The organism is Devosia sp. UYZn731, assembly GCF_040546795.1.
GTDB lineage: Bacteria > Pseudomonadota > Alphaproteobacteria > Rhizobiales > Devosiaceae > Devosia.
This window is the reverse complement of sequence record NZ_JBEPOL010000003.1, coordinates 12,114-23,723: the sequence shown is the minus strand read 5'-3', so window position 1 is coordinate 23,723 and position 11,610 is coordinate 12,114. Positions and strand designations below refer to the sequence as shown.

The 11,610-nt window shown below is 62.6% G+C and carries 12 protein-coding genes; 6 read left to right on the top strand and 6 right to left on the bottom strand.

From position 1 onward, the window contains the following. Positions 1-24: 24 nt before the first annotated feature. The 4 genes from ABIB57_RS07895 to dnaK all read right to left on the bottom strand — a co-directional run bounded on the left by ABIB57_RS07895 (position 25) and on the right by dnaK (position 4,392). Complete coding sequence (locus tag ABIB57_RS07895) at positions 25-1,074, bottom strand: alpha/beta hydrolase (RefSeq protein ID WP_354039766.1); 1,050 nt, start codon at positions 1,072-1,074, stop codon at positions 25-27. Between the two features lie 280 nt (positions 1,075-1,354). Beyond that, on the bottom strand, positions 1,355-1,816 hold the full coding sequence (locus ABIB57_RS07890) for a hypothetical protein (RefSeq protein ID WP_354039764.1): 462 nt from the start codon (positions 1,814-1,816) through the stop codon (positions 1,355-1,357). A 170-nt stretch (positions 1,817-1,986) separates the two neighbouring features. Further along, a complete protein-coding gene (locus tag ABIB57_RS07885; RefSeq protein ID WP_354039762.1) occupies positions 1,987-2,313 on the bottom strand; it encodes a hypothetical protein in 327 nt (108 codons plus the stop codon). A gap of 165 nt (positions 2,314-2,478) precedes the next feature. Continuing rightward, on the bottom strand, positions 2,479-4,392 hold the full coding sequence (gene dnaK, locus ABIB57_RS07880; protein WP_354039760.1) for a molecular chaperone DnaK: 1,914 nt from the start codon (positions 4,390-4,392) through the stop codon (positions 2,479-2,481). Positions 4,393-4,526: 134 nt separating this feature from the next. Between dnaK and pabB the strand changes: the two genes are divergently transcribed. Next, positions 4,527-6,428 (top strand): aminodeoxychorismate synthase component I, encoded by a 1,902-nt coding sequence (gene pabB / locus ABIB57_RS07875; RefSeq protein WP_354039758.1) that lies wholly within the window; start codon positions 4,527-4,529, stop codon positions 6,426-6,428. A 2-nt stretch (positions 6,429-6,430) separates the two neighbouring features. Then, positions 6,431-7,066 carry a bifunctional nicotinamidase/pyrazinamidase gene (pncA, locus tag ABIB57_RS07870; RefSeq protein ID WP_354039756.1) on the top strand — a complete coding sequence of 212 codons (636 nt, stop codon included), beginning with the start codon at positions 6,431-6,433 and terminating at the stop codon, positions 7,064-7,066. On the opposite strand, the gene grpE is transcribed toward pncA, so the two are convergent. Both grpE and hrcA read right to left on the bottom strand, forming a co-directional pair. Next, positions 7,063-7,644 carry a nucleotide exchange factor GrpE gene (gene grpE / locus ABIB57_RS07865; protein WP_354039754.1) on the bottom strand — a complete coding sequence of 194 codons (582 nt, stop codon included), beginning with the start codon at positions 7,642-7,644 and terminating at the stop codon, positions 7,063-7,065. The two genes, pncA and grpE, sit on opposite strands and share 4 nt — an antisense overlap. 68 nt (positions 7,645-7,712) lie before the next feature. After that, positions 7,713-8,789, bottom strand: coding sequence for a heat-inducible transcriptional repressor HrcA (gene hrcA / locus ABIB57_RS07860; protein WP_354039753.1), 1,077 nt, complete (start codon positions 8,787-8,789; stop codon positions 7,713-7,715). A 147-nt stretch (positions 8,790-8,936) separates the two neighbouring features. Here hrcA and rph point away from each other — a divergent pair, with 147 nt between their 5' ends. Genes rph through hemW form a run of 4 tightly spaced genes read left to right on the top strand, consistent with a single transcriptional unit; the run spans position 8,937 to position 11,581 of the window. Further along, positions 8,937-9,653 carry a ribonuclease PH gene (gene rph, locus ABIB57_RS07855; RefSeq protein ID WP_354039752.1) on the top strand — a complete coding sequence of 239 codons (717 nt, stop codon included), beginning with the start codon at positions 8,937-8,939 and terminating at the stop codon, positions 9,651-9,653. Continuing rightward, a complete protein-coding gene (locus ABIB57_RS07850; RefSeq protein ID WP_354039750.1) occupies positions 9,650-9,799 on the top strand; it encodes a hypothetical protein in 150 nt (49 codons plus the stop codon). The genes rph and ABIB57_RS07850 overlap by 4 nt, the downstream gene beginning before the upstream one ends. Next, entirely contained in the window at positions 9,796-10,443 is a 648-nt protein-coding gene (gene rdgB, locus ABIB57_RS07845; protein WP_354039748.1) for an RdgB/HAM1 family non-canonical purine NTP pyrophosphatase, read from the top strand. The genes ABIB57_RS07850 and rdgB overlap by 4 nt, the downstream gene beginning before the upstream one ends. After that, complete coding sequence (gene hemW, locus ABIB57_RS07840) at positions 10,424-11,581, top strand: radical SAM family heme chaperone HemW (protein WP_354039746.1); 1,158 nt, start codon at positions 10,424-10,426, stop codon at positions 11,579-11,581. The genes rdgB and hemW overlap by 20 nt, the downstream gene beginning before the upstream one ends. Positions 11,582-11,610 lie beyond the last annotated feature (29 nt).

The following is an 11,610-nucleotide window of genomic DNA, read 5'->3' as shown; positions in this document are numbered from 1 at the left end:
CGCCATCAACTGTGGTGAGCGGTTTCAGCTCCGACGGCCGCGCCCAAACGCCTGGTTCAGCGCTTCGGCGGCTTCCGATTGGGCGAACAGCGCCTTGGTGACGATCAACCCCAGCCCGAAAAAGCCCTGTGTCACCCCCTCATGCACGGTGCAGGTGACATTGACGCCCGCCGCCTCCAGCGCTTCGGCCAGCGCCTCGCCTTCCGAGCGCAAAGGATCAATTTGCGCCAGGATGATCGTCGCCGGCGCCACGCCCGCCAAATCCTCGCGCGATGCCAGGTCGATCCGCGGATCGCTCATCTGCTCGCGATCCTCCAGTTCGTGCCGCATCCGCCACTGCATGCCCGGCATGCCGATCGGCCGCGCCCGCAGCGTCTCGCCATAAGAGGGCCGGCTCATGTCGCTGCCGGCAATCGGATGGATCAGCAATTGCGCCAATGGCTGGGTGAGACGGGCGTCCCGCGCCATCAGCGCCACGTTCAGCGCCAGATTCGCTCCAGCGTCCTCGCCGGCCACCGCAATCCGCCGCGGATCGCCGCCCAGGTCGCGCGCCGCGCCTACCAGCCAGCGCCAGGCCGCATAAGCATCCTCATGCGCCGCCGGAAATTTGTGTTCGGGTCCCAGCCGATAGTCGAGTGAAACCACGATGGCCCCGGTCCGCCGCGCCAGCGCCCGCGCCGTTGCATCGTGCATATCGAGGTCCCCGGTGACAAAACCGCCACCATGGAAGTAGGCGATCATCGGGTTGAGCCGGCTCAAGAGGCCAATCGGCCGGTAAACCCGCGCCGCCAACTCGTCCTCGGCTGCCTGGTAGGTGATGTCCTCTGTGCTCACGCCATCGTCGCTGGGCGCTCGGCCCTGCCGCGCCATGATGGCGCTGATGGCGTCGATCAGCTTGGGCTGGCGCCGCGCCATGTCGGGGCTGCTCTGCTCCAGCGGCCGCGCACCCAGCTCCGCCAGCGCCTCGATCACCAGTTTCATATCGGTATCGAGCCGGTCCATCGGGTTGCCGTGGATCAGCTCGGCGAGCCGGCCAATGCCGCTCGATTCAGGATTGCTGGCAATGTCGCCCATGGTGGCCTCGCTGTGCGTTAGTGCCGCCCCCCAGCGACATCCCTTTCGAACCCCATAATGGGCCCACATTGGGGCGCGATCTGGCCTATTTCTGGATTTGTCAGTTCTGCAGAGCGTTTCGCAGGCAACAAAAAACCCGGGATCGCTCCCGGGTCGGATCATGATTCACGTGGAACACTTCAAGCCGTCCCGCAGGGAAAATCGATCCGGTGGATCGATTTTAGGCGAGAAGGCCATAAGAGCTATGCTCGAATGGCCCGGACAATGGCTCGAACTCGATCTACGCCGCTTCTAGTGCCTCGGCACTGATATTGTGCTCCATCAACTTCTTGCGCACCGCATTGACCGCGTCGACGCTGAACAGCTCTTCATTGCGCATCACGATGGCTTCGCTCGACAGGTCCGCGCGGCCATGCTCGACCAGGGTGGCAAAGCCATCCGACATTTCGGGCTCCATGGCGGCGTCCGCCAGAACCTTCTGGGCGCCGACACGCTTGTGCTTGGCGCGGATCTTGGTGAGCTTGGAAGTCTTGCCCTTGATGGCGGTATTGAATTCCTCGGCCGCGCTCAGGGCGGTCCAGAATTCGCGCTCGATACCCTTTTCATGGGTATTGCCGACCAGCTCGGCAATGCGCAGCTGGCAGTTGAAAACGAGATCGGGATAGCCCAGGCGGACGGCATTGGCCATCAACTTGCGCAGTTTTTCGGGATCGGTGAAGGTTTTGGGGTCTGGAATGTTCATTCCCCACCATAGGACAGTTTGCAACAATTAGCTAACACAAAGGCGGAATACGCGAATCGGGGGGAAGTCAAGGTGAACGGCGACACTGGTACGATCAGTCTGCCTCCCCTCCCCCGCGAGGTGATGGTCAGGGTGGGGGGAGCCCGAGCGGGAAATGGCGCCAAGAATGGTTAGGCAGGCGGCCCGTACGAGCCGACGCTCCCCCCACCCAACTTACGCGGACGGCTCGCCGACTTCCTCGAACGGGAGGCCGGCATGGTCCCGGTCAGCCAGGCGATCTTCCCCACCATGGCAATCACAAAAGCCAGCCAACAGAACGGCGCCGCCATCGCCACCATGTAATCGTGCAGGGCGGTATCGTAGTTCAGCGCCACCGGCACCGGCCAGCAGGCCCAGGCCAGCAACCCGCCCGCGATCGCCAGACCCATGAGATAAGAGCGCCACCCCGGCATGAAGGTCAAAACTACCGTTGATGTCAGCAAAACCAGAACCAGCATGGCGCGTCCCCCGAAGCCCAGCCTTGATAGCAGGCGCCCGTAAGCCCTCCGTGCTCACAATCCTCGCAATTTTAACGCCGCCCTTATCCTCTCGTTAACCGCCGGCCGCGGGCAACAAAAAAGCCCGGGATCGCTCCCGGGCTTACGTCATGCAACCTGTTTGATTTATGCGGACTTCTTGTTGTCGTCGTCCTTGACCTCTTCGAAGTCAGCGTCGACCACGTCATCATCGTCGTCTTCCGCATCGCCGGCGGCCTGGGCCTCGGCTTCAGCCTGGGACGCCTTGTACATGGCCTCGCCCAGCTTCATCGAAGCTTGCGCCAATGCGTCGGTCTTCTCGCGGATCACTTCGGCATCGTCGCCGTCAAGCACGCCGCGCAGGTCGACGATAGCCGCTTCGATCGCAGCCTTGTCTTCAGCCGAAACCTTGTCGCCATATTCCTTGACCGACTTTTCGGTCGAGTGAACCAGGCTCTCAGCCTGGTTCTTGGCTTCCACGGCTTCGCGCTTCTTCTTGTCGGCTTCGGCGTTCTGCTCGGCTTCCTGCACCATCTTTTCGATATCGGCGTCGCTGAGGCCACCCGAAGCCTGGATGCGGATCTGCTGCTCCTTGCCGGTGCCCTTGTCCTTGGCCGAAACGTTGACGATGCCGTTGGCGTCGATGTCGAAGGTCACTTCGATCTGCGGCACGCCACGCGGTGCGGGCGGAATGCCGGCGAGATCGAAATTACCCAGCAGCTTGTTGTTCGCCGCCATTTCGCGCTCACCCTGGAACACCCGGATGGTCACGGCCGACTGGCTATCCTCAGCCGTCGAGAACGTCTGGCTCTTCTTGGTCGGGATCGTGGTGTTGCGATCGATCAGGCGGGTGAACACGCCACCCAGCGTCTCGATGCCGAGGCTCAGCGGGGTCACGTCGAGCAGCAGCACGTCCTTGACGTCGCCCTGCAGCACGCCGGCCTGGATCGCAGCGCCGAGCGCCACGACTTCGTCCGGGTTCACGCCCTTATGGGGTTCCTTGCCGAACAGCTGCTTGACGACTTCCTGCACCTTGGGCATGCGGCTCATGCCGCCGACCAGCACGACTTCGTCGATCTGGGCTGCGGTCAGGCCGGCATCCTTGAGCGCCTGCTTGCAGGGCTCAACGGTCTTCTGGATCAGGTCGTCGACCAGCGACTCGAACTTCGAGCGGCTCAGCTTCAGCGTCAGATGCTTCGGACCCGAGGCATCGGCGGTGATGAAGGGCAGGTTGATTTCGGTCTGGGTCGAGCTGGAGAGTTCGATCTTGGCCTTTTCGGCCGCTTCCTTGAGGCGCTGCAAAGCCAACTTGTCGGAGCGGAGGTCGATGCCCTGCTCCTTCTTGAACTCGTCGGCAAAGTAGTCGACCAGGCGCATGTCAAAGTCTTCGCCGCCCAGGAACGTATCGCCGTTCGTGGACTTCACTTCGAACACGCCGTCGCCGATTTCCAGCACCGACACGTCGAACGTGCCGCCACCAAGGTCATAGACCGCAATGGTGCCGGAGTTTTTCTTGTCGAGGCCATAGGCCAGGGCGGCCGCGGTGGGCTCGTTGATGATGCGCAGCACTTCAAGGCCGGCAATCTTGCCCGCATCCTTGGTGGCCTGGCGCTGGCTATCGTTGAAATAGGCCGGAACCGTGATGACGGCCTGCGTGACAGTCTCGCCGAGATAGGACTCAGCGGTTTCCTTCATTTTCTGCAGGATCATGGCCGAAACCTGCGAGGGCGAATACTTTTCTCCCGAGGCTTCCACCCATGCATCGCCATTGTCGGCGGCGACGATTTTGAACGGGACCAGGTTCTTGTCCTTGCCCACGACCTTGTCGTCGTAACGACGACCGATCAGGCGCTTGACGGCAAACAGCGTGCCTTCAGGATTGGTGACGGCCTGGCGCTTGGCCGGCTGGCCAACGAGACGCTCGCCATCCTTGGAAAATGCCACCATCGACGGCGTGGTGCGCGCGCCTTCGGCATTTTCGATCACTTTTGGGTTCGAGCCGTCCATCACTGCAACGCAGCTATTGGTGGTCCCGAGGTCGATACCGATAACTTTAGCCATTACTATGCCTCTCTCTCAGCAAACCCAGGATGAAGCCCCGCTTTCGAAGCAGCTTCGTGGCCGGTTAGGGCCGGGTTCCCTTGCAACGTGAATGTGCCCATCTCTGGGCCTGCGGGGTATATAGGGGGGTCATTGTGACGCTTCAAGCGGACAATCAGCGTTTGCCGCTCTCCCAAGGCTTGCGCGGCAAAGAAAAGCGCTGCGCCCGGCCCTTGCGGCAACTTCCCAAACCAGTTCGCCCCGCTTACAACGCCCCCATGCTGATCCCCGGCACAGTACTGCTCCACGACACGCTCGATCCCTCGGGAGCGAACCTGCTGTTCACCGCCCCGCGCGAGATCGTGGTCGCCGATACGGCCGATGAAGCGCGCGTGGCCCTCGCCCGCCTCGAAACTGCCCGCACCAAAGGGTTTTGGGCCGCCGGCTATCTGTCTTACGAGCTGGGTTTCCTGTTCGAGGAGCGCCTCGCCCCCCGCCTGCCCGCCCGCAGCGACACCCCTTTGATGTGGATGGGCCTCTACGACGCGCCGCAACCCCTTGATGCCGCGCAAGTGGATGCCTGGCTCGCCAGCATCGCCGGAACCGCCGGCCGCGCGGTCGACATCCAGCCCCGTCTCGATCGAGCGGCTTACAAAATCGCCTTCGACACCGTCAAAGCCCTGATCGCCGCTGGCGATACCTATCAGGTCAATTTGACCTTCAAGGCCGATTTTACCCTCGAGGGCGATGCCGTGGCGCTCTATCGCGATCTCATGCGCAAGCAACCCGTTGCCTATGGGGCGCTGATCGCCACCGGCACCCACACCATTCTGTCCCGCTCCCCCGAACTGTTCGTCTCCAACCGCGCCGGCGCGCTCTCCGCCCGCCCGATGAAGGGCACCATGGCGCGCGGCCGCACCCTCGCCGAAGACGAAGCCGGGCGCCTCGCTTTGGCCCATGACGAAAAGAACCGCGCCGAAAACCTGATGATCGTCGATCTGTTGCGCAACGATCTCGGCCGCATCGCCGAGATCGGCTCGGTCAAGGTCACCGATCTGTTCACTGTCGAAACCTACCGCACCCTCCACACCATGACCTCGGGCATCACCGCCACCCTCAAGCCCGGCCTCGGCCCCAGCGATATCCTCAACAACCTCTACCCCTGCGGCTCGATCACCGGCGCCCCCAAACTGCGCGCCATGGAAATCATCGACAGTGTCGAACCCGATCCGCGTGGCCTCTACACCGGCTCCATCGGTTACATCGCCCCCAATGGCGACCTCACCCTCAACGTCGCCATCCGCACTGCCGTCATCGACAATTTTGGCAAAGGCGAAATCGGCATTGGCGGCGGCATCGTCGCCGATAGTCTCGTCGCCGACGAATATCAGGAGGCCCTGCTCAAAATGGCATTCTTCTCCGATCCCGCCATACCCGTCTGCCTGATCGAAACCCTGCTGTGGGAACCCGCTCGCGGCTATTATCTGCTCGAGCGTCACCTGGCGCGCATGGAAGGCTCAGCGCGCTATTTCCGCCTGCCCTTCGATGCCAACAAGAAATCCAGCATGCTGGACGATTTGGCCCTCACCTTCACCGCCCCCATGCGCGTCCGCCTCACTCTGCACGAGGTGGATGGCCCCGCCATCACCGCCGTGCCACTACCCCCCAATCCAGCAGTCTTCCGCTTCTCGATCGCCCCAGAAAAACTCCATTCCGCCAGCCTCTGGCTCGCCCACAAAACCACCAACCGCGCCTTCTACGACGAACCGCGCCAGCGCGCCCATGCCGAAACGGGCGTCGATGAAGTCGTATTCCTCAACGAAAACAATGAACTGACCGAAGGCTCGATCACTAACCTCTTCGTCGAGCGCGACGGCATCCTGCTGACGCCCCCCCTCTCGGCCGGCCTTCTCCCCGGCACGCTGCGCGCCGACCTCATCGACAGCGGCCGCGCCGTCGAGCATGTTCTGACCCTAGCTGACCTCGAAACCGCCAAAACCATTTTCCTCGGCAATTCCGTCCGCGGCCTCATCCCCGCCCAATGGATCAAGGAGTGACCATGCTCGCCATCACCTCCCGCGACGTCCTCATCGTCGTCGACATGCAATATGACTTTCTGCCCGGCGGCAGTCTTGCGGTGGCCGGCGGTGACGAAATCGTCCCGTTAATCAATACTTTAGCCAAGCGCTTCACCAATGTGATCTTCACCCAGGACTGGCATCCGGCCGATCACATTTCCTTCGCCAGCCAACATCCGGGAAAAAATCCCTTCGATCTGATCGAGCTGACCTACGGTCCCCAGGTGCTCTGGCCCGACCATTGCGTGTGGAATACCCGTGGCGCCGAACTGAGCGCCGACCTGGACATTCCCCACGGCCAATTGATCATCCGCAAAGGCTACAACCGCCAGATCGACAGCTATTCGGGCTTCCAGGAAGCCGACCGCGAGACCCAGACCGGGCTGGCCGGATATCTCAACGAGCGCGATGTCGACAAGCTCTATGTGGTTGGCCTGGCAACGGATTTCTGCGTCGGCTGGACCGCCATCGACGCCGCCGCGGGTGGCTTCGACGTCGCCGTCATTGAGGACGCCACCCGCGCCATCGACAATGCCGGCTCATTGGCAAACGCCTGGGCTGAAATGCAAACAGCCGGCGTGAGCCGGCTGCAAAGCAAGGATATCTTGGCTAGCTAGACGCTCTTGTCGATCGCCTCGGCGCCCTCGGCATGGCTCGGGCCACCCTTGGCCACGCCCACCATGGCGGGGCGTAACACCCTGTCGCCAATAGCAAAACCGGCCTGAACCACCTGCACCACAGTGCCTTCCGGCCGGCTGGGATCGGGCACTTCGAACATCGCCTGATGACGATGCGGATCGAACTTCTGGCCTTCGGCTTCGATCGGTTTGACGCCATGCTTGGCCAGCAGGCGCTGCATCTCGCGCTCGGTCATTTCGATGCCGTCGATCAGGCTCTTGGTGGTCGCATCCCCGGATTCGCGCGCTTCCGCCGGCAGCACCATCAGCGCCCGGCTCAGGGCATCGGTGGCGCTCAGCATATCGCGCGCAAAGCCCGCAATGGCGTAGCTGCGCGTATCGGCCACTTCCCGCTCGGTGCGCTTGCGCAGGTTTTCCATCTCGGCGATGGTGCGCAGCACGCGGTCCTTGAGCTCGGCATTTTCGGCCCGCAGCGCCACAGTCGGATCGATTTCCGGCGCAACCGCCTCAATCTCAATCTCGGGATTTTCGTCCTGCGAGGCGTTTTCGTCGCTCATCATCATCTGTTCCGCAAATTAACTGGATTTGACCCCGCATATCGGCCAAAGCGCAGGTTTTTTCAACCCTACCGCTTCCGTGCCATCATCGAGCTGATAACATGGGCGGTATAATCCACAACGGGCACGATACGCGCATAGTTCAATCGCGTCGGCCCAATCACCCCCAGAACCCCCACCACCTTGTCATTAGCGTCCTTGTAGGGACTGAGAATCACCGACGAGCCCGACAGCGAAAACAGTTTGTTCTCCGACCCGATGAAGATGCGCACGCCCTGCGCCTTCTCGGTATCGCCGAGCAGGTCCAGCAGTCCGTCCTTGCTTTCCAGCTCGTCGAACAATTGCCGCATCCGCGAAAGGTCTTCCGACGCCATGGCGTCGTTGATCAGGTTCGCCCGCCCACGCACGATGATGGTCGGCTGCCCCGAACTCGATGGTTGGCTCAGCGTCGCGATCCCGTCATCCACCAGCTTTCGCGTCAGCTCGTCCAGCTCCGCTCGCTGTTCGGCGCGCTGCTCGCCCAAAATCTTGCGCGCCTCGGGAATGGTCCGGCCGATCACATGATGGGCCAGATAATTGCTGGCCTGCTGCAAGGCGCTGGCGGTCAGCCCCGCCGGCAGGTCCATGATGCGGTTTTCCACCTGCCCGTCCTGGCCCACCAGCACCGCCATGGCCCGCAAGGCGTCGAGCCGCACAAATTCGATATGCCGCAGCACCATGTCCGCCTTGGCGGCGATGACGACGCCGGCGCCCTGGCTCAGCCCGCTCAAAAGCTGGCTAGCCTCGGTCAGCAGGTCCTCGACCTGCCCCTGCCGCGCCTGGCCCTCAATATTCTTGGAAATCTGCAGCCGCTCGCGCTCGTCGACGCTGCCGATCTCCAGCATAGCATCGACGAAAAACCGCAAGCCTTCCTGCGTTGGCGCCCGTCCGGCCGAAGTATGCGGCGCCGCGATCAGCCCCAAATCCTCGAGGTCCGCCATCACATTGCGCACCGAAGCCGGGGACAATCCCACCTGTAGCATTCGGCTCAGGTCACGCGAACCCACCGGCATCCCGGTCTCGAGATAGCGCTCGACGATCTTCTTGAAGATGTCCTGGCTGCGGGTATTGAGCACCGCGAGAAAGTCTTCGGGTGGCTTTGCCATGTGTTGCGTAAAATCTTCCGTTTAACCCTGCCCCATCATTTAAGCGCATTGCAGCCTCCCGCCAAGCGCCCGCGGCTTGTGAGGCGCCCCTAGGGGGGGTATGAGGGCGGATTAACACTTCACTAACTATCAGGGACTGATTTGCCCATGCGGCCTTCCGGACGTGAGCCCAACCAGATGCGCGCAGTCACGATCGAGCGCGGCGTCTCGCAAAAGGCCGAGGGCTCCTGCCTCGTGCAGTTCGGCAACACCAAGGTTTTGGTGACGGCGTCGGTCGAAACCAGCCTGCCCGGCTGGCTGCGCGGTAAGGGCCAGGGCTGGGTTACCGCCGAATATGGCATGCTGCCCCGCGCCACCGGCTCGCGCAATCGCCGCGAAGCCACCGCCGGCAAGCAGTCCGGCCGCACCCAGGAAATCCAGCGCCTGATCGGGCGCTCGCTCCGCGCCGTGGTCGACATGACGCTGCTTGGCGAAAACCAGGTCACGATCGATTGCGACGTGCTGGAGGCCGATGGCGGCACCCGCACCGCGTCGATCACCGGCGCCTATATCGCGCTGGCCGATGCCATCGCCTGGATGGACGAGCGCAAGCTGACCAAGGGCAAGGCCCTGCGCGACTCCGTCGCTGCCGTCTCCTGCGGCATCTATCGCGGCACGCCCGTGCTCGACCTCGATTACCTCGAGGACGTCGAAGCCCATACCGACGCTAATTTCGTGCTGACCGGCTCGGGCAAATACGTTGAAATCCAGGGCACTGCCGAACAGGTGCCCTTCAGCCGCGATGAACTGAATGCCCTGATGACCCTGGCCGAACAGGGCATTGGCGAACTCACCCTGCTGCAACAAACGGCTCTTATCCCATGATCGGCTGGCTTCTCAAGAAAGTCGCAACCGCCCAACGCGCCGCTCCCCAGCGGCCGGAAGAACAGCGCGCGCCATCGCCCGAGGCCTGCGCTATCTGGCACGATGTCGTCCGCGCGCTCGACGCCAAGCCCAAGAACGCCAAATGAGCGCCCTCCTCAGGCTCCGCGATGGCGACCGCCTCGTCCTGGCTACCCACAACAAGGGCAAGCTCAAGGAATTCCAGGAACTGTTCGAGCCCTTTGGCCTCGAACTGATTTCTGCCGGCGATCTCGGCCTGCCCGAGCCTGAGGAAACCGGCACGACCTTTGCCGAGAACGCGCGCCTCAAGGCCCATGCGTCGGCCCAGGGTTCCGGAATGATCGCTCTCAGCGACGATTCGGGGCTTTGCGTCGATGCGCTGGGCGGCGATCCCGGCGTTTACACTGCCGATTGGGCGGGTGTGCCGCGCGATTTCGCGCATGCGATGAAGCGTGTCGAAGATGCGCTGCAAGCCGCCAACGCCACCTCGCCAAGCCAGCGCAAGGCCCATTTCATGGCCACCCTCTGCCTCGCCCATCCCGATGGCCGCGATTGGCTGTTCGAAGGCCGGTGCAGCGGCACCATGGTCTGGCCGCCACGCGGCGAGCGCGGCCACGGCTACGACCCCGCCTTCATGCCCGATGGCTACGACATCACCTTCGGCCAGATGCCGGCCGAAATGAAACATTCCTGGACGCCCGGCGAAACCGGCCTGTCGCACCGCGCCCGCGCATTTGCGAAGTTTGTGGAGGGTGCAATTGAGCGCGAATGACCTGTTCGGCGTCTATGTGCATTGGCCCTTTTGCGCCAGCAAATGTCCCTATTGCGATTTCAATTCGCATGTTCATCGCGGCCCGTTCGATGAGCAGGCCTATGTGGCCGCCTATGAACGCGAAATCGCCCATGCGGCGAGCCTGACGCCCGGCCGGGTCGTGCAATCCATCTTCTTCGGCGGCGGCACGCCCTCGCTGATGAGCCCCTGGGCCGTCGAAAGCATCATCAACTCGATCACCCGCCACTGGACCGTCGAGCCCAAGGCCGAAATCACGCTAGAGGCTAATCCCACCAGCGTTGAAGTCGACCGCTTCCGGGGCTTCCGCTCCGCTGGCATCAACCGCGTCTCGCTTGGCGTGCAGTCCCTGCGCGACAAGCCGTTGGCCGATCTCGGTCGCCGCCACACCGTGGACGAGGCCATCGCCGCCGTGCGCATCGCCCAGTCGGTGTTCGAGCGCTCCAGTTTCGACCTGATCTATGGTCGTCCCAACCAGACGCTGGACGACTGGGAAGATGAACTCAAGGAAGCGCTCTGGCTCGCCAAAGGCCATATCAGCCTCTACATGCTCACTATCGAGCAGGGCACGCGCTATTTCGACCTGCACAGGGCCGGCAAGCTGATCATGCCCAATGAAGACTTGGCCGCCGATTTCTACGAGCTGACCCAGGAACTGACCGCACAGGCCGGCATGCCCGCCTATGAGATTTCCAATCACGCCCGTCCTGGCCAGGAGAGCGAGCACAATCTGCTCTATTGGCGCTATGGCGAATATGCCGGCATCGGCCCGGGCGCCCATGGCAGGCTGCTGATCAACAACCAGCGCCACGCCACCGCGACGGAAAAGATGCCCTTCGACTGGCAGAAAAAGGTCGTCTCCAACGGCCACGGCCTCGTCACCGACGATGTTCTGACCTGGGAAGAACAGGGCGACGAATTCCTCGTCATGGGCCTGCGCCTGCGCGAAGGCATCTCCCCCCAGCGCTTCACCGCGCTCAGCGGCCGCAAGATCAACCAGCGCCAGATCGATGATCTCAAGGGCTACGGGTTTGTCGAAATCCTTCCCAACGGCAATATAAGGGTGACGGATCGCGGCTGGCCGGTGCTGGACGCGGTGGTCGCGGATTTGGCGGCTTAGCCTCCTCCAGTCGCGCTAAGCTTCTCAAC